We start from the raw sequence: 21,787 nt of genomic DNA, 5'->3' as shown, positions 1-21,787 counted from the left end.
GGTTTTCATTATGGGCTTCTTTTCGTCATTATTCGGATCGGCTGCTACGCCTTCTGGCATGCCGTCCTTCTCGTCGAACGGCATTGTGTGTCCGTTTTGCTTTGAGCAGTTTGGGGCCGATGCCGTAGAGTATCGCTGCACAAATCGCCAGTGCGACGCCGGCCCTTCGGGGTCTGCTGCCGAGGTGGACGAGAAGTACTCGACGTTTCGCGGATGGCCGCGGCCCAGACCCGTGGGACACGTCTTTAAGCCCCAAAAACAGGGCCACTTTGGTGGCGGCTCCGTGTGCTGCGACGTATGTCACTCCAACACGCCCGTGCCCATTTGTCCTTCGTGTCACAGTCCGCTGCCGCAGTCTTCGATTGACGGCAACAACGAGATCATCGCTATCGTGGGCACGCGCGGCTCGGGCAAGAGCCATTACATTACCGTTCTTATCGACCAGCTCACGCGCCGCGTTGGGCATGTCATGGATGCCGGTGTAAACCCGTTCCTTACCATGGACGGTCTTTATAACTGCCGCGAGCTGTACCAAGAGACAAAGTACAAGCCGCTGTTCGAGGAGCAGCATACGCTCGAGGCAACGTCACGCGCGTTGGGCGGTGGCGACCGCAAGGACAAGATGCCGCTCATCTACACGTGGAACTATACCGAGGCGTCTCGTGGCCGCAAAAAGGCATTTACGCTTTCGTTCTTCGACGCCGCCGGCGAAGACCTGGAGGACCCGCAGGCCGTTGCCACGGTCAACCGTTACCTGCAGCATGCGCGCGGCATCATCTTCCTTGTCGACCCGCTCCAGATTGCGGGCATTCGGGAACAGCTCGAGGCAGCGGGCGAGACGGACCTTACGAGCAGCCTTCGCGGCGTTCAGGGCACGACGGGTTTCGAAGGCGTGCTCAGCGCCATCACGACGCTTATCCGCACGGCGCGTGGCATTCGCGAGGGGGACGCCATCGACGTTCCCGTGGCCATCGCTTTTTCTAAGTTTGACCAGCTGACGCCCATTTGCGGTGCGGCGGTTACCGTTCAGCAGCCAAGCCCGCATGCTAAGCATGGTGCCTTCGTCGAGGCGGATCAGCAGGCCGTCGATGCCGAACTGCGTGCGCTGCTCGAAAACTGGGATGAGGGCGCCATCGTCTCGAGTGTTCAGAGTAATTTCCGCGATGTTGCCTTCTTTGGTGTGTCCGCCTTGGGCCTGCATAATGCTCCGGACGAGAGCGGCTCGGTTAAGCGTCCTCGTCCGCTGCGCGTGGAGGACCCCCTGCTATGGATTATGGCCAAGAATCACCTTATTACCAAGGAGTAGAACATGGCTGCTCACCAGATTATCTATACCTCGTGCCGCCGCGGCATAGAGGGGACCTCCGATGGCTTCCAGGTCTTCTCGTACGACGAGAAGCTTCCGTCTATTCCCGCAGCCGGTTCATCTCAGGGCTACAACGCTCTGTTTGTCGACCCTGTTCCGCACGATTTGGGCTTCTCTATCTTTGGCTATCATCCGCTCGACGGGGACTACTGTCTATACTGCAACAACACCCGGCTGCCCCACGACTACATGGGGCCGCAGGGGCGTTCGGGCAATATGTTGCGCCAGTCGTTTCTTGTTCCCTGGGCTGATATGTCGTTTGCACCCATTGAACTCATGGGTTCGTCTGTGCTGCGTTCGCAGATGGGGCCCGAAGTTCAGAGCGCGGAGAAGCCCGACTATCTGCCGTGCGTAGATTTGGCCCCCGCTGGCAATGTTACTTTTGATGAAGTCTGCGAATGGCTCGAGGACGAGGACATGGCAGACTCCATGGGTGAGCTGCTGGCAAAGCTCTTTGCGGCAAAGATGGGCGGCAAACAGCTTGTTGTCGTTGCCACGGCGGAGGAGGCGACTCAGATTATCGGAGCTATTTCTTATGCCTTGCCGCTGCGTTTGTCACGCCAAATTTCCTTTGTGCTGGGTGCCGATGATGCAACCGAGGCATCGGGCGATATCATCAACGCTTCTGCCGAGGCCATCGCGGCGGCTCCGGATTACGTGACAAGTGGTTGGATCGTCTTTGATCCCCATAACCCGGACAGCAATGGATCCTACGCAGGTGTTGACGGATATCTGGGATTTGTCGAGCTTTCCTATTCGCTGAACCCCAAGCGCCTCGCGGATTTCTGCAGCTTTGTCCAGGAGCACACGACGGCCAAATTCATGTTGGGCGCACTGGACGATGCCCATGATTTGTGGGCACTGCTTGGAAAGAGCGAGCCGGATGCGGACGCGGGCAGGCTTCTACGTGCACTCTCCTTTGCAGAGGCTTCGTCCGACGAGGCAACAAACGCGCAACTCACCAATCAGCTCGTAGATTCGCTTGATACGCTGGCGGATATGGGTCTTGGCGTGCTTATCCCTGTTTTGAGCTATCTGCTGCGGCGTGTAGGCGGAATGGATGCCGAGAGGCGCGAGGGCGTGTGCGCCGTCGCGGCCGCTACGGTATCGCGTCTGCTTTCCGATGCCTCGGTGGCGCCGCGGGACTTCCCCAAACAGATGAGCTCGCTATGCGAATCTTGCTCACGTGCCGGCCTCGACCTTTTGGCAATTCTTCAGCGCGGCGGCGATTCTTCGTGGCTGTTTGCGCCGGGCGAGGTATCGGACGTTCAAAAGATTATCGATTTGCTGGATCTGTTCTCTAAATCTGCTGCGGCTCGCAAGTGTACGCTGGAGGAAGCTGGTCCCGACGGCGAGCTTGGACGCTTTGCCGCTGGGGCCTTGCAAGCAGCCTTTGCTCTTGATCGCGTGAAGCTATCGACGGCTGTGATTGCCTATGTCAACGGGTTCACCCATTCGCTCGATGTTTACGAATCTGCCGTCGAGGCGGCGGTGACGGCGGTGTGCGCTGTTGCCCCGAAGGTGATTGACGGCATTTGGGGGGTCATCGCTGCTCGCGCTCCGTATGCCAAGGTTGGAGAACTTCCGCGTGGTCTTGTGTGGCTGAGCGACCATGGACGCGAACAAGACATGGGAACCATGTTCTCGTTTGGCTTGGGTCACGTCGAGGGCGTAGAGGCTGCGTCGGATCTGTATAAAATCTGCTGTAGGGAAGGATTCCCTACTCATAAGGCGCTTGCCATAGGTTATACCGATGCTACGTCCCTATATGTTGCTTACCTGTTGAGCTGTCGCAGCGAAAAAGCGACCTCAATACTTCGTGAGCTTGTTGAATCGCTTGCCAAGGCGGCTCCCAGTAACAAGTTGGTGTGTTGCCCGCCCATGGTAAAAACGATGGGCACTGCTTCGCATGGCCTTACGGATGGAATCGATCCTTTGAATCCCTCAAAAGAAGATCTTAGGACGTTGCGCGCTCTTTATGGCTATTCCCGGGCTGCGAATGCGGCGGTGCTTGGTCGCCAGGGCATGCTCGCACTGTCACTTGCGGAGTTGGGGAGGGCTTCTCAGGCGAGCGCGGATTTCAGGGTATATCAGGGAATCCCCGATATCCTAAAAAGCTACCGTGGGGCTGTCGATTTTTCTGACGTTGAGGGCCGTGATCGAGATAGGATCTGCGACGCTTTCGCCCAGGGTGTTTTGGGATGTTGCAAAGACCTTGGCGATTTTGCCTTTGCCATGGCTGCAATGTCGGCCACTTGCTGGCTGCCTGCCTTCGAGGCCTGCGCTCAGCTTGCTTTAAAGTATTCGCGCGGCAGACAGGGATCGTTCGATCGCTTGGCACTAGTTCTTTCGTACCTAGCGGTTTACGGAGTGAATCGCGAAGACATGCACGCCGCTATGGGCAAGGTCCTTCCCAAAGTTAAGCTCGAAAACCATGGCGCCCTTAAACACGAATGCGCCCGTTACTGCGGGCCTCGCGCGCTCGAGGCACTGGGAATTGCGGCTCCTGCCGATGTTGCGCAACAGATTGACGCGATTCTCGCTGACAATGTCAAAAAGGGCGGGTTGCCGTTCTTTAGAAAGTAGGTAAGTTTAAGCAGACGGGTGATGACCATGGGGTTGTTTAATAAGGTTTCTGGGCTGGCGCAGGGCGCTTACGGTAAGGCGGCGGGCTATTCCGATGCCGATGAGTCGTTTATCGGTGCCGATGTCGATGGCATGATTTGCCATATGGGTCTTTATCCCAACTACATTAAGCTCCGCACTAGGGAGCCGCGCACCGAGCAGATTAAGCGCGCCATGGAAGATCCTATTTCTGCGTTGGTTGGACCGGCTCAAGAGGTCGAACGCATCATACGCGTGGGCAGCCACGTTCGAGATTTTGAGCGTTGGACCGAGTTTGGCAAGCGTTGCTATACGCTCAAGATTATGGGCACCAGAAAGCTTGTTCGCATTCGCTTGGTTCCGGCTGATGGCCAGCGCTTTGAGAACTACGTGATGAGTCATTGGATGTAACGAGGACGGCGGGTTGCTCGTTCTGATAGGAAGAAGGTAAGAAGAATGGCTGGAAGCGGTTCTTGGCGTCCTCAATATGATTCGAGGAGGCAAAAGGGTGGACATGGCGCGTACTCGCCGAGCAAGATGTCCTTTTCTGAGCACAGGAGGCGTGGGCCTTCTGTTTACTTTGCCGCCAACTGGGTGCTCATTGGCGTCGTGGGGGCTTTGGCAATGCTGCTCATCGGCCTTACGGCGCTCATCCGAGGCAACTGGGAAGGCTTTCTGTTTGCCCTGGTGGCAGCGTTTATTTGCTACAAGCTGTTTTTCCATAAGCGCTCGTAGGGGAGCGATGGGATTTAGTTTCCCTGTATGCAACTACTAATCAAAATAGGAGAATACCATGGGACTGTTTGGCTCTTTCGTTCAAGCATTTAAAGACGGATACAACGGCGTAGACGAAGAGCAGGACACTGCGCCTTCCACTAAGGAGAATACTGCTCAAAAACCCGTACCCGCAAAGGAGACTGCCCCTGCTCAAAAGCAGGCTGCCTCCGAGGAGCCAAAGTTCTGCGGTGCGTGCGGCGCCTCCCTTGAGCCAGGCACCAAGTTCTGTCCCAAGTGTGGCAAGCCGGTGATGGGCGTTGCGCCGGAGGGTCAGGCCGCTCCGGCGGAGCCTCCGCATCTTATGCCGACCAATACATGGCAAGCGTATTTGGATACGGGGCTCAACCAGCTATCCTTACTCGAAGGAGTTGCAGCTTTCCAAAGGGTCACGCATGCCGATCCTGTTTTTGGAACCGAAGAGGTTAATTCTTACTTCCTGCTTCGCGGTGACAGGGTGGCTATTCAAGAGGTTGCTAGAACTCTCCGAGAAGTATCAGAACAGTTCTTCAACGACCAACTCCACATTAATGTAGGCACGTTGGCCGAGGATTACCGACAGGTCATTCGCATTAAATCTGCTAATGTGGAAGCGCGCTTTGAAGATATGCTATACCTCACGCTTGTGCAAAAAAACGTGATGGACGGTGCTGTTTATTATCTGTATATGAGCGGCGACGCCCTCGAGTTGGTCGCCAAGCGTGATGCTCGAACCCGCGATGAGAATAAGAGGCTTGATGAATTTAACAGTCGTGCTGATATCTTTGGTGATTTTGGATCGACTGCAAAGCTGGTGGCTCTTACCGCTTTCGGTATCATGAACAACTACCAAATGAATGGCTAAGCTAACTTGGAGGGTTCCAAGTCGTAAAGCGATTTGCCAATTTTGTGTTGATCAACTGTACGCGCGCAAGCTATATAATCCGCCCTCATTTCTTGTTTAAGGAGATGAGGGCGGATTTGTTGTTAGGGCCAGATGTTCATCTTGTTATAAGAAAGGGGCGGTCAAAGCCGCCCCATTTACATATTATGCTAGGGGAGTGTCGTCGCTCCCATTGTTGTGCTTTCAGTTGCAATGTTGCCGATGGCCTTCATAAGACTTTCGACTTGTTTGTTGGTCGTCGCATTGTTTCCGGAGAGATCACAGCGCCACGCCATGAGCTTTGCGTTGCTAGAGCATGCTTCTACCGTTATGTAGATGCGTGCCGGTCCTTCGGGACGAAGCAGATTCAGTTCTAAGGCTCGCAGGCGCTTTCCAAAAAAGACACCTCCCTGGATTGCCTCGAGTCCCGTACGCACGGTTATGCGCAACTCCTCTTGCTTTGCGGCCCGAAATGCAAAATCGGACCATGTCGTGTCTGCAAAGCGCTGAGCTCCGGACACCACTATGGGCCCCATGGGGTATCCGGGCGCGCATCGTTTCTGTAGTTGTTCGACAGTGATATCTGATGCGGTCATGTGGCCTCCTCTCACAATTTGCCTGCATAGGGCAGGCGTACTCTCAGTGCAAATTATCCGACAGCCCTTTTCGTGCCTGTTGCGCAACATATTCGGGCATGCCTGCGTGATACTTTTGCTCAGACGATTGCAATGGGGGAGCCATGGATAATTTGGAACAGCTCGAGGTTGTGCAGCTTGATGGTTTTACGCCCAGCATTCCTGCGGAGCCCGGGCGTGAACAGGAGCTCGCATCGCGTTTTAATATGCTCTTTCTTCAACCGGGGAGCACGCTTCATGGTGGTTTTGGTGCGGTTGCCAAGGTGGTGAACCTTTACGAAGAGGTTTTTGCCCTCAAGCGGTTAAACGCACCCGATTCCAACAGCGATTGCTCGCCTTCTGAGCTGAGGGAGATGCTGTTCGAAGAATATAAAAACCAGCTCGCAGTATCTAGGCTAAAAGGATTTCCACAGGTCTATGGCTATGGGTCGTGGAAGGGCGAGCCGCTTATCCTTATGGAATGGATCGAGGGCACTACGCTGGCGCATGCTGTACCCGATCTGCCCCATGAAGGCGACGGTGTTCAGGGTGAAGTCGTGGCGCAAGTGGGCATTTCGGTCTTGGAGATCTTGCAGGGTGTCGAACGCCTGAACAGCCGCCTTGTGCATCGCGATATTTCCCCGAATAACATTATGTTTCGCACCAAGGATATGAGCCTGTCTCAGCAGGTTGCTGCCGGCGCCTTCGATACGTGCCTGATCGATTTTGGCAATTCGACCACAGAATGCCAAGATATTCCCATGGCCTTTACGCAGCGTGTGGGCATGATGCGTGGCGCCACGCGAGATTACGCTCCTCCCGAGATGCTGACGGCAGACGTGGAGGGCGTGGAAGAGCTTAGAAGCAATCCTGCGATTGATATCTATGCACTCTGCAGCGTGCTGTACGAACTTTATGCGGGGCATACACCATTCGACCTTACCCACTCTCTTGGGGGGTCAGATTATCGTACCAAAATGAGTGTGGATCCAAAACCGCTTGTGGCGCGGCGCACATACGAGGAGCCGTTGCTCAATGCGATTATGAGCGGTATCAGGCCCTCCCAGGAGGCCAGACCAACGGTGGATGGTCTTTTGCATGAGCTTGAATGCTGGTACGAGGGGCGTCAACGAAATGGAACGGTTGCAGCTCCCAAGCCAGTTGAACTGCCCAATAAACACGATGCGGAATCAAACTGGGATGAGACGATGCCCGTTGGCAATGCGGTAGTCGTGCCCTTTACGGAATCCAGTCCCTTTGAGAACGCTTTTGCGGCTCCGGTGGTAGAACCGGCAACTGTGCCTATGCCGCGTGCCGAGGAGCGCTTTGAATCGTCCCGTAAAACTCCGGCGTCAGCACCGGAACCAACGGAGAACACCTGGTCTGAGCCTGATGTTCGTTTTGATGCTTCCGGTGCGGAACATGTTCCGGTTCCCACGCCGGTGCCCGTGCCTACGCCTGGCGCTGCACGGAGTGCGGCAGGCGCCGCGGCGGCGGGGGCCGGTGCTGCACCCGCCGCTGCCGCTGCTGGTGCTGCCGCGGGTTCGGCTGCCGCTGGGGCCGCTGCCGCGGGGGCTACATCGCCGCGACCGAAAAGGGCTGGAGGATCAAGCGCCGCCCGCGCCCCGAAGCCACGTGCTGCCTCTTCTTCGAGCCCCGTGCCGCCGCCCCCTCCGCCGGCGACTTCTGCACCGGCGCCCCCTGTTCCCTCGGGCTTTTCGAGTTCGAGAAAAAAGAAACGAGGGGCCGTTTCGAGCAGTGGCACATCTATTGGGTTTAGGGACGTTCGTCATTCGCGTCCCGTGCGAAAACTCGGTTGGCGATTGCTAATAATTTTGGCAACCATGTTTGCGCTTAGCGTAGTGTCGTGTGCCGCGCGGAATGCGTTTGGGTCGGAACTCCCCGGCCCCCAGGAGATTTCTGAGGTTCAAGAAGCGAATGGCGTTAACGATGATAGCCAGGGCGTAGCCCCTGCTGAGGAGGATGTTTTATGGCAGAGATAACACCGCGCCGTATTATGTTCGAGGATTTAAGAGGGTTTGCGGGCCTCGACTATCATGATGCCTGCTGCCTATTGCTTTCTGTTCGACCTGTTGCCGGCGGCATGTCTCCTCGTGAGTCGCTCGAGGTCATGCATCGCTCGAGCATTATGCGCAACTACGTTGATATTGTCCCATCCAAGACAAATCCCTCGCATTTTGGCGATCTCCAAAACGCCTCGCTCAACGTTATGGCGCGACTGGCGGCGCGGCAGGGCTCTGGCGCGGCATCGCGCGTTAAAATTGCCGATCACTACCGCGGACCGGCTGCCCACGCTATGGCCGATGCGTTCGATGCGTGGGGATTGAGCGGGCAGACGTATCTTAATGCGGTCAGGTGTATCGACATGGCAGTGCTTCCTGCCGGCAAGGACAGAGTCGCTCTGTTTGTCATGCTGTTTGTGGTGGCAGGCTGCCTCCAAGATCCGACGCGTGCGGCAGAACTAGTCGAGGACTTTCTGGAGCGATGCATGGGCGGACACTTTAGCTCAACGACGCTTAGGCTCGATAACGGCAAGAATGATTGCGCCTTCGTAACGAGCCCTGTCGATAGCGCTTCTACAACGCTAGGCCTTATCTTGCGGGAAGGCAGCGTCGTGCGCCTGCCGGCATATGAGCTGTCCCAAGATCCAGAAGGTACCGTCATTGGCTATTTGCCAACTGGTACAAACGTGATCGGTGCGCCCGATGGCTGTGTAAGCGCCCGTCACCTTCGTATTTGGTGCGAGGGCGGTCGTTGGTATGCGCAGGGTCTTGGTTCAACAGCGGGAACAGTACTCAAGCGCGGTGTAGAAGACTTGACGGTCGTTGAACCCCCGAGCTCTGAGGCCGGGCCGGGGCGTGAGTACCCGCCGGTGGAAATCAAAGTGGGCGATGAGCTTTGCCTTGGCGGCAAAGTGACGTATATCGTTGCGCGAGGCAAAATCGGATAGCTGCAGATTCGACTCTCGACCGTTCGGCGGTGTTGCGCAACGTTTTTTGTCCTTTTGGGTTTACAAAAAGATGAAGGAATCGTTCCAACGAGAAAGGACATGCTATGGGCCTGTTCGATAACTTAAAGTCTGGGCTGTCATCCGCGGGAAGCGCTCTGGATATCAAGGCATCGCCTGGCGATGCGAGTGCGGCGACCGTTCCTCAGGAGGGGGGCGCGGTCTGCAAACAGTGTGGAGCGCCGCTGCTGCCCGGCGCGACCTTCTGTGGAAAATGCGGAGCGTCGCAAGCGGAGACCGTTGAATCCGCTCCGATTTCAAAGCCATTGCCAGACCATGCTGCCCCCAAAGGCTCATGGAATGATGCCGTCGACAAAATTATTTCGCAGCGCGGCTTTTATTCCGATGATCTTTGGGACGCCGCTGGCTGCATGTATACGCAGCATGAGATTCAAATCTTCGATGTGATTGGCTTTTGCAACGTTTCGAAGTGCGAGTCATATTATGTCAAGGGCGGTGGCTCTCTTACGCTTGATGACTTGGCGCTCGAACTCATTGACATTGCCAGTGACTATTACAGGCTAATCCTAAAAATAAAAATTGATCGAGAGATTACTCGTGGGGGCGGCATCGTCATTACCGCAAATGTTCCTGACCCCGAGAATTCACTGGAGGCCAATCCCTTTGGTCTGATAGTGCAAGAAACATATGGTGACGATGCTATCTTCTATTATTACTTCATTAGCGAAACTACCTATCGCGTATTTGTCGGTCCAGCTTTTACAGCATGGACGGATAATGTTGTCGCGATGACGTTCGCTCGGCTGAATTCTAAGGGCGACGAGGAATTGCGCCCCGTTCCTTGGATTGTTGAGACAGAGCCAAAGTGCGGAAAGGTTGGGGCGTCGCTAACAGAAGCCGTTAACAATAACTCGGAAGAGTTACTTGCGCGGGCGGCTGGATTAATGAGGAAAACAGTCCCTTCTCCTTGTGATGGAGCTTTGATTGAAGGTGTTAAATCCTATACGATCCTGGACGATTCTATTGATCCGTATCGAGCAATAGTTGAACTTGGCCATCAGATGGGCCAGGTGGGCTGGAAAGTTATCCAAGCGCCTGAGAGCTGGGCATATAAAGGCAAATTGATTGCTTTAAATGCTTCTGGAGCAGGCATGGGCCAGCAATGGTGGAACTCCTTCTTTGTTCAGGTCGAAATGACGGCCAGGGGTCATGTTTTGTATTTGTTTTATTGGTCTGGTCTCTTCGAACAGGCATATAGGCTGCATGAAGAGGGCAAGATGCTGCGCCCAGACATGGAGATGGCATATCAAGCCGTGAGTCCGTATGTTGAGCAAATGGACAATTATATTAAATCGGCAGAGCACACTTTAATTTACGCAGTTGCGCAGCTCAACGAAAAGGCTGCTGCCAAATGGGGCATTTCGACCGCCGCGGGTCGCCACCTACCAAAAGGAAGTTTCGACGAATTCCGCGAAGCGTGTAGCGCGGGTGAATATGACAAAGCCCGAGAGCTTGATGAGAGACTATCAGCTCGCGAATGTCGTGTTTTCGACGACCCTCTTGCTGACAGTCGATTCTGCGCGACATATCTGGTCCCTCTCGGTATGCAAGATTTGGAGGCGCTTGCGGATACAATCGAAAAGGCCTCTTCTGTTGAGCCCCTCCTTGCCCGTGTGGTCGATCGTCCTGATGGGCGTAAAGGCAAGCAGCTTATCGAGCTGACTTTTGCCGGCGAAGAAGCGGGCCAGCTCTGGCAGAAAGGGTGTCATTGGTATATTGTTCGCAGGGAGTTGCAGAATGAAATGGCGCTGCTCTACGTGTTTCTTTCTTCCTGCGAGATGGACAAAGCCATTGCCATGAAGAACAGCGGAGCGGTCTTGCCCCCGGATGTTAAAGCGCTCGCTGATGACTGCGAGGCACATCTTGATCGCATACAAAAGATGCGCGCGTCTCTTAAGCCTCCCGCTGGGATTGCACATGTTATTCGCTTGCTCAATAACGAATGGCTGAAGGAGAAGTCCCAATCGCAGGATTAGACGCCTTCGTGTTTGAGATTGATATTTAAGAAAACCCCGCTGGCGAGTTTGCTGTGCCGGCGGGGTTTTCTTGCTGCGATATTCCAAAACAAAGCGCCCTTCTAGAAGATTGATCTTCTAGAAGGGCGATAAGGGGTTCTATTTGCTTGTTTACTATGCGTGCTTGTTGCCGCAGCTAGGGCAAAATGCAGCGCCGGCTTCCACGGGGGGGCACCGCAGTTGGGGCAGAAGCCGCCTGCATTGCCAGCGGTCTGGGCAAAGCTGGACAGATCCTTACCTGCCGCCGCGTCCTCGAAGTGCTCAAGTACGGTCTGGACGGAATTGCAGAAGTCGGCTTCTGCTGCAATGTCGGTGTCGTCGAGCAGGCTGTCGACCTTCTTGAGGAAGCCCTTTCCGAGTCCGCGGTTCAGCATGTTGTTGAGGGCGGGACCGTCTTCGTCCATCTGGTTTGCCTGCTCCTCGGCTGCCTTTGCAGCCTGCTCGGCCTGCTCGGCACGCGTGCTCGGGCAGCGGTAAGTCTTGAGGTCAGAGCCCTGGAGGACGCAGACGCACGTTGCCCAAACCTGGGATTGCATTCCTGCTGCGAAAACCTGGAATGTGGGAAGCTGGGTCTTTTTGAAGAGACCGCCATCGACTACCTTGATCTTGCCGACCCTGATCTTATAGCTGTAGAGAGAATTATCCGTGAGGCTGTCGAGAGCATCGTTGACAACGGTGGTGCGGTCCTCGATCGAACGCTTTCCGACCGAGGTGACAATCGGATTTCCAAGATTGTTGCTGTACTCGAGGTTGGAGAGCTTAAGTGCCATTTTGATTCCTTTCCATTAATGGTTCCGTCTGTCTTTCGACAATTCGTTTTCTGGAGCCGCGAAATATGATTCTGTTGCGCTACATCAAGGATTTTTTGGAATGTGGTGTTGTTGGCGAGTTGGCCGGTTGCTCGAAGCAGCGCTCTTTGTTGCGCAACGGATTTCTGGAACAACGCCGTATGCTCAACTCGTCCTAAAGATATAAGAGGAAGGACAGGACATTGGCTGAAGTTGAAGTAAGGGCCTTGGGTCCCGATGACGTCGATGCGATGGTCGATCTTGATGAGCAGTCTGGTTACGAGGTCTATGAGGCATATGCGGATTACATTGAGGAGGAGGACGAGGACGGCGATGGAGGCGAAGAGAACAATTACCTCTGGGGCGTCTTTGCCGATGATGAGCTGGTCGGTTTTTGTGTGACGGGCGGTGCGGACGACCCCGACCTGCCGGATGCCGTTACGGAGCACCCGCTCAACGAGGACATGTCGACGTTTTTGAGCCATGTGTATGTTGACCCCGACTACCGCGGTAACGGCTATGGCGCGCGCCTAGTGCACGACGCCCTGTTGGGATACTGGGAGAGCGAGGGCGAACAGCAGCCTGCATTCCTGGATCTGAGCGAATATCTCTTTGACGATCCTGATGCGGATCCGATGAAGCTCGCGCATCTGCTCATCGACTTCTTTGGCAAGAACGGGTTTGAGCCCATTCCCGACGATGAACACGACATCACCTACACCTGCATGGTCTTGGATCCCAAGAACTTTAAGGACCCGGACGCGGAGTAGAGGCTGCGGTCTGTTGGTTTAGCTTCCCTAGTTGATGTTTGACGGGGCCGGACGTTTCAGTTGTGATGGCTGGACGTCCGGTCCTTTTTTGGCCTGTCGGGGTTGGTGGTTGGTGCGTTTGTCTCGATCTGTAACACGTAGAGGAAGATTTGCCCTGCAGATGTTACAGATTGAGACAATTGGCCCAGACCCGCCTCGTCATCTGTGGTTTACGTGGGGGCATGCGAAGCACGGGTATACTAACCCGCGGCGAATCTGCTCCATCGCTTAGAGCTGCTGCGTCTGGACGGCGCGTGATAGGGCTGCCAAAGCGATCGCCAGCGTGCTGAGCAACGTCCTCTCTGTGCGCACCCGTTTTTGTATGTATTAGCGCACTACCAAGCACGCCCGCGCGGCCGCATGCCGTGCCCATTGCGCGTGCAGATAAGGAACAACAACATATGCGTAATTCTGTATCCGACGTCACGGACGCCGAGATTCTGGACGAGACCCGCGAGGCCATGACCCAGGCTGCCTTCGATGCGGCCGATGAGGCCAATGCTGCCCAGGCCGTCGAGTCCGCTACCGAGAGCCTGCCCGCCTTTGACGAGCTGGGGCTTTCGGACGAGATGCTTCGTGCTATCGAGAACCTGGGCTACACGGCGCCGACGCCTGTTCAGGCCGGCTCGATTCCTGTGGTGCTCGAAGGCCGCGACCTGCTTGCCGCCGCTCAGACTGGCACCGGCAAGACGGCCGCTTTCTTGCTGCCGACCATGAACAACCTGGAGCACATCGCTCCGCCCAAGCCTGTGCGCGAGCGCAGCGGCCGCAACCGCCGTCGCGGCGCTAAAAAGCCCGAGGGCAACGGCCGCGGCCCCGTGATGCTCGTCATCACCCCCACGCGCGAGCTTGCCCAGCAGATCGACGAGGTCGCGAGCAAGATCGCCGACGTCACCGGTCATGTCGCCGTGACCGTCGTGGGCGGCGTGAGCTACAAGCCGCAGACCGCTGCCCTCAAGTACGGCTGCGACATCCTGGTCGCCACGCCGGGCCGTTTGGTCGATTTGATCGAGCAGGGCGCCTGCCACCTGGACGAGGTCAAGGTGCTGGTGCTCGACGAGGCCGACCGCATGCTCGACATGGGCTTTTTGCCCGCCGTCCGCCGCATTGTGCGCGAGACGCCGGCCGAGCGCCAGACGCTGCTGTTCTCGGCCACGCTCGACGAGGAGGCCGTGGGCGAGATCACCGACCTGGTGAGCGATCCGGCCCGCGTGGAGATCGCGCCCGCCACGTCGACCGCCGACACCGTCGACCAGTTTGTGTTCCCGGTGTCCATCGAGGCAAAGAACAACCTGCTGCCCGAGTTCCTCAAAAAGGAAGGCCCGGAGCGCACTATCGTCTTTATGCGCACCAAGCACCGCGCCGACAGCTGCTGCCGTCGTCTGGAGCGTAAGGGCATCAAGGCCGCCGCGATTCACGGCAACCGCAGCCAGGCCCAGCGCGAGCGTGCCCTTTCGGCCTTCCGCGACGGTACCGTCGACGTGCTGGTGGCGACCGACGTGCTTGCCCGCGGCATCGACATCAGCGATGTGCGCTACGTCGTGAACTTTGACGTGCCGGCCGAGCCGACCGACTACATCCACCGTATTGGCCGTACGGGCCGCGCCGGCGAGCTGGGCTGGGCCATTACGTTTGTGACCGAGCAGGACGTCGATGAGTTCTACGAGATTGAGAAGCTCATGGACAAGACCGCCGACATCTACGAGGCCGGCGACCTGCATGTGGGTCCCAATCCGCCCGCGGTTGACCCCGAACGCGACCCTGCAGCCTTTAAGGTGAAGAAGAAGACCAAGCGCGGCAAGTCCAAGAGCAAGAAGAAGCTTGAGCAGGCACGTCGTGACGGCAAGCGTAACGGCGATGACTACGGCGATGTGGCCGGTCGTTCCAACCGCGGTCGCGATGAGCGCCGCGGCGACGGCGAGCGTCCGAGCCGTCCCAAGCGCGGCGGCAAGACCCGCGTGCGCGAGGGCGTTCAGGCTCGCGTGGACGAGGCCGTGGAGAGCGTGGCCCGCGAGGTGGCTGCCGAGGAGCGCGCTGGTGCTGGTGCCGCTGAGCAGCCTGCGCGCGGTAACCGTGCCGAGCGTCGTGCCAAGCAGTTCCAGGGCGAGGCACACCGCCGCCGTCGTGAGGACGAGGATCGCGGTGGCCGTCGTCGTGTCGAGCGCGAGGACGAGGGCCGTGGTTCGCGCGGCGGCAAGCGCGGCTCGGGTGACCGTCGTCGTTCCGGTCGTGATGACGAGCGCAGTGGCCGTGATGAGCGCCGCGGCGGCGAGGGTCGCGGTGAGCGAGGTGCCCGCGGCGGTGAGTCCCGTGGCGGCAAGCGCTTTGAAGAGCGCGGCGTCCGTGGCGGCGAGCGTCGCGAGGGTGCTCGCGGCAATGGCGGCCGCGGCGGCGCTGGCCGCTCTGGTGAGTCGCGCGATCGTCGTGATCCGCGTGCCAGCCGCGATCGTCGCGATGACTGGCGCAACTACGACGACACCCGCGAGGAGCGTCGTGGCGGCTATCGTGGCGGGCGTGGCGGCAACCAGGCCGGCTCCCGCGGCGGTCGTGCCGGCGGTCGCGATAACCGTGGCAGCTATGGCAACAGCCGTGGTGGCAAGCGCGGCGGCAGCTCCCGTCGCCCCGGTGACGGCGGCGGCAAGCGCAAATAGCATACGCATCGCCCACTAGAGCGAGGTGAACCAAGGGCCCCGAGCAACTACGCTCGGGGCCCTTTTTGTTTGCCGTATCCGATCGCTAGTTCAAATGTGATTTCCTCGGGAATGCATCTAGAAGATGCCGTGGGCCTGTTTCCTGCCATGCGGCAATGGGTCCCATGGGGTGTGCCGTGCATTTTTTGGAGTATTCAGCAGCTCTAGCTGGCTGCATACGATTCGGTATTGCCAACGGTGGCCTTCAGATACCCCCTATGAGCGTTTTGAGTTAGATTTCGCCGTTTTTCGAAGCAAAGGTACGTCATTCTCGCTATGTCGGAACCCTAAATGACGCAGCGCCCTACAGTTTTGCTCGCCCGCGGCGGTGCTGGCGCAGTCACGTTGCAGAATACTCCGTTTTTTGCACGGGCCAGGATGGGGTACCTCAGGAGAACACGGCGGTATCCCGTAAATATATACAATCTGTACCGTAATTTATACAAAACGAAGAGGCAGACAGCGTAGGGTGGGTGCATTGGGGTGCTTGGTGCACCAAAACGGGGATCCCATGCGCCGTATACTCTGTCTGAATGTGAAAACGGCTTGACGCGTTGCCTGGCGTAGGGGGAGGGTGCCTCGATGAGCGTATTCGAAATTGTGTTTAGTCCGACGGGTGGAACGCGGAAGGTGTCTGGCCTTGTGGCCGGGGCGCTGGACAAAAAGACCGTTACCGTCGATCTGACCGATAGCGGGCTAGATTTCAGCGCTGTCTCGATGACTGAGGACGACGTGGCCGTAATCTCTGTGCCGGCGTATGCCGGTAGAATCCCGGCTGTGGTGGCTGACCGGTTGGGCATGGTGCGCGGCAACGGGGCTCGGACTGTTTTGGTTTGTGTATACGGAAACCGCGCGTTTGAGGACACGCTCGTAGAGCTGGAGGACGTTGCGAAGCGCGCCGGATTTAGGGTGGTTGCAGCGGTTTCTGCTATTGCCGAGCATTCCGTTGCTCGTCAGTTTGCTGCTGGGCGACCGGATGCGCAGGATGCGGCGCAGCTCGCAGAGTTTGCGCAGCAAATTCAGCAAAAGCTGTTGGCTGAGGATGCGTCCGAGCCCTCTATTCCCGGCAATCGTCCTTATAAACAAGCTGGAAGTCACCGTATGGCACCCGAGGCAACAGAGGATTGCGTCTTCTGCGGTGCATGCGCCGCGGCGTGCCCCGTTTGTGCTATCGAAAAGGGCGACCCCAAGCGAACAGCTGGCGAGGCGTGCATCTCCTGCATGCGCTGCATCGCCGTATGTCCGCGAGGCGCTCGCAAGCTTGATCCCAACAAGCTATCCGCTGTTTCCCAGATGCTGAGCAAGGTTTGCGTCGTGCGGAAGGAATGCGAGCTCTTCATCTAACGCATGCGAAATTGCTGCAAGGAGTGTCCCTGGGTACTGGCAGTAAAGGAACGTCCCTAAGTGTCGCTTAAATACCGTTTATCGAAGAATAAATACCGCTCACCGGTCATAATGACTATTCTGGCTTTGCTGTTGCCTACAATAACCCCCGTAAAAAGAAATGCGGAAGGTTACCGAGTCCCTCGGACGTGGGCCTAACCAAAGTCTTTGAACGGGTGTGTCTCTATGGATGCATTCGCTTGATTTTGGTTGGGCTATATTTATGAAGGGACATGCCACCATGGGTTTCTTTTCTCGCCTGATGGGCGGTTCGGATGAGCAGAAGACTGCAACCTTCGAGTTCGAAATCCTCGCTCCCGTTTCCGGCGAGCTTGTTCACCTAGAAAAAACCAATGATCCCGCTTTTAGCAGCCGTGCCGTGGGCGATGGCGTTGCCGTGGTTCCCCAAGAGGGAACGGTGTGCGCTCCTGTCTCCGGTACTGTCGCGGCGCTGTTTCCGACTGAGCACGCGCTGGGCATCATGTCCGACGACAGCTCTGCTCAGGTGATGCTGCATATCGGAATCGACACTGTTAAACTTGAGGGCAAGGGCTTCCATGCGCTCGTTGCCCAGGGTGACCATGTCGACGCGGGCCAGCCCCTCGTCGAGGTCGATTTCGACGCGGTCCGCGCCGCCGGCTTCGATCCCACGGTCTTCGTTATCGTGTGCGAGCGTTCGGAGAACTCGACTCTTCGTGAGCATGCTTCCGGCCCTGTTGCTGTTAAAGAGCCTGTCGTCTGGCTTTCCGAGTAAATTCTTGTGGTGGGTACCGTGGTTATCAAGCGAGTTTTCAACAATAACGTCGCAATGGTCACTTCGGACGATGGCTCCGAGCTCATCGTCATCGGCCGAGGCCTCTGCTTTGGCCGTCATGCCGGCGATGCTATCGATGAAGCATCGGTCGAAAAGACCTATGCGCTGCAGGAGGGCACTTCTCAGGATTCGCGTACGATTGACCGCTTGGCACATCTTTTGGAGTCCATCTCCACCGTCAACCTCGTGATTGCCGAAGACATTGTTCAGATGCTCCGTCGAGAGCTCAATGTTGATATCAACGACAAGATCCTCATTGCTCTCGCAGACCATATCGGCCTTGCTTTGGAGCGCGAGCGCAAGGGCGTCTCCTGTGAGAATCCGTTGCTGCTCGAGATCCAGCAGTTCTATCGCAAGGAGTATGCGCTTGCGGGCCGTGCGCTGCAGATTATCAAGGAGTATATGGGCATCCAGATGAGCGAAGAAGAGCAGGGTTTTATTACGCTGCATATCGTCAACGCCACCATGCCGCAACGCTCCGACCGTCTCATCATCTCGGTCCAGCTTGTTCGCGACGTGCTTGCGATTGTTTCCGAGCGCTATGCTACGACCCTCGATGACACCTCGCTGCCCTATGAGCGTTTCGTTCGTCACCTGCAGTTTTTCGCGCAGCGAGCGCTCGATCCCACGTCAGGGCAAATCAATGGCGACGCGCTGTTCCGAATCGATGAAACGGCGTATCCGTGCGCGTTCTCGTGCGCGGACGCCATAGCCGCCCACTTGTCGTCTACCTATAACGTTGTCGTTACCGATGCCGAGAAGAGTTATCTCGCATATCACATTGTTAACCTGCTTGGAGAACCTGGTCTCTAGGCATAACGTGCCCATACATCGATTGATATAAGGCAAGGCTCACGGTCTTGTCCAGGGCACATCTGTCTTAATTTGCGGAAAAGGAAGGGGAGTACCGCTATGACCGCAAAAAAGAAGTTCAATTTCAAAGCGCCGTTGGAGGTGTTCGCGAAGTCAATCGTCCAGCCGATGATGTATCTCTCGGTTGCCGGCATTCTGCTCATCGTGGGCATCATTCTAACCAACAAGACCATCTGCGCCATGATTCCCGTGCTGGGCTCCGGTCCGTTCCAGCTTGTGGGCGCCGTTGTCTATCAGTCGCTGATGTTTATCATCAACAACCTCTCGATTCTGTTCTGCGTGGGCATCGCCGGCGCCATGGCAAAGAAGAACAAGGGCCATGCTTCGCTGATCGCCCTGATGTCGTTCTTCCTGTTCCTTCAGGCCAATAACATCGTGCTCAACGCCACCGGCTCTCTTGCCGAAGCGAGCGGCATGCTCGGCCTTACCGGAACCGGCCAGAGCACCGTTATGGGCATTCAGGTGCTCGATACCGGCGTGTTTGGCGGCATCATCCTGGGCTGCATCACTGGTGCCGTGTTCAACAAGTACTCGAACAAGCAGTTCCCCATTGCCCTTTCGATGTTCTCGGGCGTTCGCTTCCCGTTCCTGATCATGATCATCATTTCCTGGATCATGGGTGCTGGCTTCTGCATCGTTTGGCCTCCGGTCCAGGGTGCCATCTCCTCCGTTGCCGGCATCATTAAAGAGTCGGGCAACATCGGTCTGTTTATCTACGGCATGCTCAACAAGCTGCTCGTTCCCACCGGTCTGCACCATCTCATCTACACTCCGTTCCAGTTCTCCGATGTGGGTGGCACCCTGACGCTGGGCGATCAGGTTATCGCCGGCGCCTATCCCATCCGTGTCGCCGAGATGGCAATGACGGGCCAGCCCTTCTCCGATAGCACCTACTTCAACAGCTACACCTTCAACAACCTGTGGCCCTACATCGGTATCGGTCTCGCCTTTATCTTCACCGCTTACAAGGGGAACAAGGATAAGACCAAGGCCGTTATCATCCCGCTGATCATCACCGCCGTGCTCTCCTGTGTCACCGAGCCCATGGACTTCCTCTTTGTCTTTGCCGCTCCCGTGCTCTTTGTCGTTCACTCGGTTCTTTCCGGCATCTTCCTGGTTCTGCTCAAGGTCCTCTCCGTGCCCGCTTCGACTGCAGGCGGTATCATCAACATCGTGGTTTCCAACCTGGTCCTCGGTGTCGACAAGACCAACTGGCCGGTTATGCTGGTGCTTGGAGTCGTCAACGCCGCTCTGTACTTCTTCCTCTTCACCTTCCTTATTAAGAAGCTCAACCTCCACACCCCTGGTCGCGAGGAAGAGTCCGAGCTCGCCGAGTCCGTTGCCGAGGGCGAGGCCGCCGCGTCTGTCGCGGTGAAGCAGGGCGCTGTTGCCGCAGCTCCCGCAGAGGGCGTCGATGCAGGTATTGCCGACCTGGTCGCAGGTCTTGGCGGCAAGGACAACATCGAGGAGCTCGAGAACTGCTTTACGCGTCTTCGCGTGAACGTTAAGAACCCGGACCTCATCGATGAGAACCTCATCAACCACGTGCCCAACAGCGGCATCAACCGCAACGGCAACAATATCCAGATCATCTTTGGCATGAAGGTCGCCGAGATGCGCGACAAGGTCGAAAACGCAATTGAGAAGGAGCAGTAAACAATGATCATTACTCTGTGTGGTGGCGGATCCACCTTTACCCCCGGCATCGTCAAGTCCATTGCCCTGCGCAAGGACGAGCTCGACGTTGACGAGATTCGTCTGTACGACATCAACGAGGAGCGCCAGCGCAAGATCGGCGTGCTCGTGGACTGGATTTTGCACGAGGACCTCGGCCTGGACATCAAGCTCACGGTGACCACCGACAAGAAGACGGCTTTTACCGACGCGAGCTTCGTGTTTGCCCAGATGCGCGTGGGCGGCTACGCCATGCGCGAGCAGGACGAGAAGATTCCGCTGCGCCACGGCTGCGTGGGTCAGGAGACTTGCGGTTGCGGTGGCCTTGCCTACGGCATGCGCACCATCTTCCCCATGGTCGAGCTGATCGATGACGTTGAGAAGTACGCCAAGAAGGACTACTGGATTCTCAACTACTCCAACCCTGCCGCCATCGTCTCCGAGGGCTGCCGTGTGCTGCGCCCCAACGCTCGCATCATCAACATCTGCGACATGCCGATCGCGATCATCGACGTGGTTTGCGCCGCGCTCGATATCGACAAGAAGGATGTCGAGTACGATTACTTTGGCCTTAACCACTTTGGTTGGTTCACCTCGATTCGCCACAAGGGCGAGGAGGTGCTCCCGCAGCTGCGCGAGTACATCAAGGAACACCAGATCCTGCTGCCCGACTCCTACCTCAAGGGCATGGGCTCGCTCATGGCAAAGAAGCCCGAGGAGACCACCGACGAGCATCCCGAGCAGAACCGCCACACCAAGGGCAGCTGGTACTACGTCTGGAAGGGCGAGTACGAGATTATGGAGTGCTTCCCGGAGTACCTGCCTAACACGTATCTGAACTACTACCTGCAGCAGAAGGAGTTCGTCGAGCATTCCAACCCCGAGCGCACCCGTGCTAACGAGGTTGAGGAGACGCGCGAGAAGAACCTCTTCGACGGCATCGACCATTACGAGAAGACCGGCGAGATCGACGAGAGCACGTTCTATGCGGGCAGCCACGGCGACTGGATTGCCGACCTGGCTATCGCTCTGAAGAACGACACCAAGCAGCGCTTCCTGGTCATTTGCGAGAACAAGGGCGCTATCCCCAACATGCCCTACGACGCCATGGTCGAGCTGCCTGCCTACATTGGCAAGAACGGCCCCGAGGTCATCAGCCGCGACAACATTCCGCTGTTCCAGCAGGGCCTCATGATGCAGCAGCTGAACTCCGAGAAGCTCGTGGTCGAGGCTACGATCGAGGGTTCGTACGAGAAGGCGCTCAAGGCCTTTACACTGAACAAGACCGTGCCGTCGATGAAGGTCGCCAAGGAGGTTCTCGACGACATGATCGAGGCCAACAAGGGTTACTGGCCCGAGCTTAAGTAAAGATGACAGTGCCGCTGGCCGCATAACTTGAACAATGCCCCGTCCGCGTGTTGTGCGCGGGCGGGGCATTGTCATTTGGTAACGCGTTTTATCAAATATGGCAT

At 57.0% G+C, this 21,787-nt stretch carries 17 protein-coding genes; 15 read left to right on the top strand and 2 right to left on the bottom strand.

Annotated features, from left to right (window positions below):
- Window positions 1-10: 10 nt before the first annotated feature.
- The 5 genes from CSV91_RS04620 (at window position 11) to CSV91_RS04600 (ending at window position 5,588) form a co-directional block, all read left to right on the top strand.
- Window positions 11-1,306: a TRAFAC clade GTPase domain-containing protein gene (locus CSV91_RS04620; RefSeq protein WP_099431987.1), complete on the top strand. Its 1,296-nt coding sequence runs from the start codon at window positions 11-13 to the stop codon at window positions 1,304-1,306.
- Between the two features lie 3 nt (window positions 1,307-1,309).
- On the top strand, window positions 1,310-3,952 hold the full coding sequence (locus CSV91_RS04615; RefSeq protein ID WP_099431986.1) for a hypothetical protein: 2,643 nt from the start codon (window positions 1,310-1,312) through the stop codon (window positions 3,950-3,952).
- Window positions 3,953-3,979: 27 nt separating this feature from the next.
- Window positions 3,980-4,381, top strand: coding sequence for a hypothetical protein (locus CSV91_RS04610; RefSeq protein ID WP_147579384.1), 402 nt, complete (start codon window positions 3,980-3,982; stop codon window positions 4,379-4,381).
- Between the two features lie 126 nt (window positions 4,382-4,507).
- Window positions 4,508-4,705 carry a hypothetical protein gene (locus tag CSV91_RS04605; protein WP_099431984.1) on the top strand — a complete coding sequence of 66 codons (198 nt, stop codon included), beginning with the start codon at window positions 4,508-4,510 and terminating at the stop codon, window positions 4,703-4,705.
- A 58-nt stretch (window positions 4,706-4,763) separates the two neighbouring features.
- Window positions 4,764-5,588 carry a zinc ribbon domain-containing protein gene (locus CSV91_RS04600; RefSeq protein WP_099431983.1) on the top strand — a complete coding sequence of 275 codons (825 nt, stop codon included), beginning with the start codon at window positions 4,764-4,766 and terminating at the stop codon, window positions 5,586-5,588.
- Window positions 5,589-5,776: 188 nt separating this feature from the next.
- Here CSV91_RS04600 and CSV91_RS04595 read toward each other — a convergent pair whose 3' ends face one another.
- Window positions 5,777-6,202 (bottom strand): hypothetical protein, encoded by a 426-nt coding sequence (locus CSV91_RS04595; protein ID WP_099431982.1) that lies wholly within the window; start codon window positions 6,200-6,202, stop codon window positions 5,777-5,779.
- Window positions 6,203-6,345: 143 nt separating this feature from the next.
- Between CSV91_RS04595 and CSV91_RS04590 the strand changes: the two genes are divergently transcribed.
- The 3 genes from CSV91_RS04590 to CSV91_RS04580 all read left to right on the top strand — a co-directional run bounded on the left by CSV91_RS04590 (window position 6,346) and on the right by CSV91_RS04580 (window position 11,245).
- A complete protein-coding gene (locus CSV91_RS04590) occupies window positions 6,346-8,223 on the top strand; it encodes a serine/threonine protein kinase (RefSeq protein ID WP_099431981.1) in 1,878 nt (625 codons plus the stop codon).
- Window positions 8,211-9,191 carry an FHA domain-containing protein gene (locus CSV91_RS04585; protein ID WP_099431980.1) on the top strand — a complete coding sequence of 327 codons (981 nt, stop codon included), beginning with the start codon at window positions 8,211-8,213 and terminating at the stop codon, window positions 9,189-9,191. The genes CSV91_RS04590 and CSV91_RS04585 overlap by 13 nt, the downstream gene beginning before the upstream one ends.
- A 104-nt stretch (window positions 9,192-9,295) precedes the next feature.
- Window positions 9,296-11,245 (top strand): zinc ribbon domain-containing protein, encoded by a 1,950-nt coding sequence (locus CSV91_RS04580; protein WP_099431979.1) that lies wholly within the window; start codon window positions 9,296-9,298, stop codon window positions 11,243-11,245.
- 101 nt (window positions 11,246-11,346) lie between these two features.
- On the opposite strand, the gene CSV91_RS04575 is transcribed toward CSV91_RS04580, so the two are convergent.
- Window positions 11,347-12,054 (bottom strand): hypothetical protein, encoded by a 708-nt coding sequence (locus CSV91_RS04575; RefSeq protein WP_099431978.1) that lies wholly within the window; start codon window positions 12,052-12,054, stop codon window positions 11,347-11,349.
- A 221-nt stretch (window positions 12,055-12,275) separates the two neighbouring features.
- Here CSV91_RS04575 and CSV91_RS04570 point away from each other — a divergent pair, with 221 nt between their 5' ends.
- The 7 genes from CSV91_RS04570 (at window position 12,276) to CSV91_RS04540 (ending at window position 21,683) form a co-directional block, all read left to right on the top strand.
- Window positions 12,276-12,842: a GNAT family N-acetyltransferase gene (locus CSV91_RS04570; protein WP_147579383.1), complete on the top strand. Its 567-nt coding sequence runs from the start codon at window positions 12,276-12,278 to the stop codon at window positions 12,840-12,842.
- 440 nt (window positions 12,843-13,282) lie between these two features.
- Window positions 13,283-15,532 carry a DEAD/DEAH box helicase gene (locus CSV91_RS04565; protein WP_099431976.1) on the top strand — a complete coding sequence of 750 codons (2,250 nt, stop codon included), beginning with the start codon at window positions 13,283-13,285 and terminating at the stop codon, window positions 15,530-15,532.
- A gap of 621 nt (window positions 15,533-16,153) precedes the next feature.
- Window positions 16,154-16,915, top strand: a complete 762-nt coding sequence (locus CSV91_RS04560) for an EFR1 family ferrodoxin (RefSeq protein ID WP_099431975.1) — start codon at window positions 16,154-16,156, stop codon at window positions 16,913-16,915.
- Window positions 16,916-17,195: 280 nt separating this feature from the next.
- A complete protein-coding gene (locus CSV91_RS04555; protein WP_157757991.1) occupies window positions 17,196-17,708 on the top strand; it encodes a PTS sugar transporter subunit IIA in 513 nt (170 codons plus the stop codon).
- An 18-nt stretch (window positions 17,709-17,726) separates the two neighbouring features.
- Window positions 17,727-18,581, top strand: coding sequence for a PRD domain-containing protein (locus tag CSV91_RS04550; protein ID WP_232049560.1), 855 nt, complete (start codon window positions 17,727-17,729; stop codon window positions 18,579-18,581).
- Window positions 18,582-18,680: 99 nt separating this feature from the next.
- Complete coding sequence (locus tag CSV91_RS04545) at window positions 18,681-20,297, top strand: PTS transporter subunit EIIC (protein ID WP_099431973.1); 1,617 nt, start codon at window positions 18,681-18,683, stop codon at window positions 20,295-20,297.
- Window positions 20,298-20,300: 3 nt separating this feature from the next.
- Window positions 20,301-21,683: a 6-phospho-alpha-glucosidase gene (locus CSV91_RS04540; RefSeq protein ID WP_099431972.1), complete on the top strand. Its 1,383-nt coding sequence runs from the start codon at window positions 20,301-20,303 to the stop codon at window positions 21,681-21,683.
- The last annotated feature ends 104 nt before the right edge of the window (window positions 21,684-21,787 follow it).

This window comes from Collinsella aerofaciens, from assembly GCF_002736145.1.
Lineage (GTDB): Bacteria > Actinomycetota > Coriobacteriia > Coriobacteriales > Coriobacteriaceae > Collinsella > Collinsella aerofaciens_A.
The sequence above is the reverse complement of the archived record's forward strand: the minus strand, read 5'-3'. Positions and strand labels throughout refer to the sequence as shown.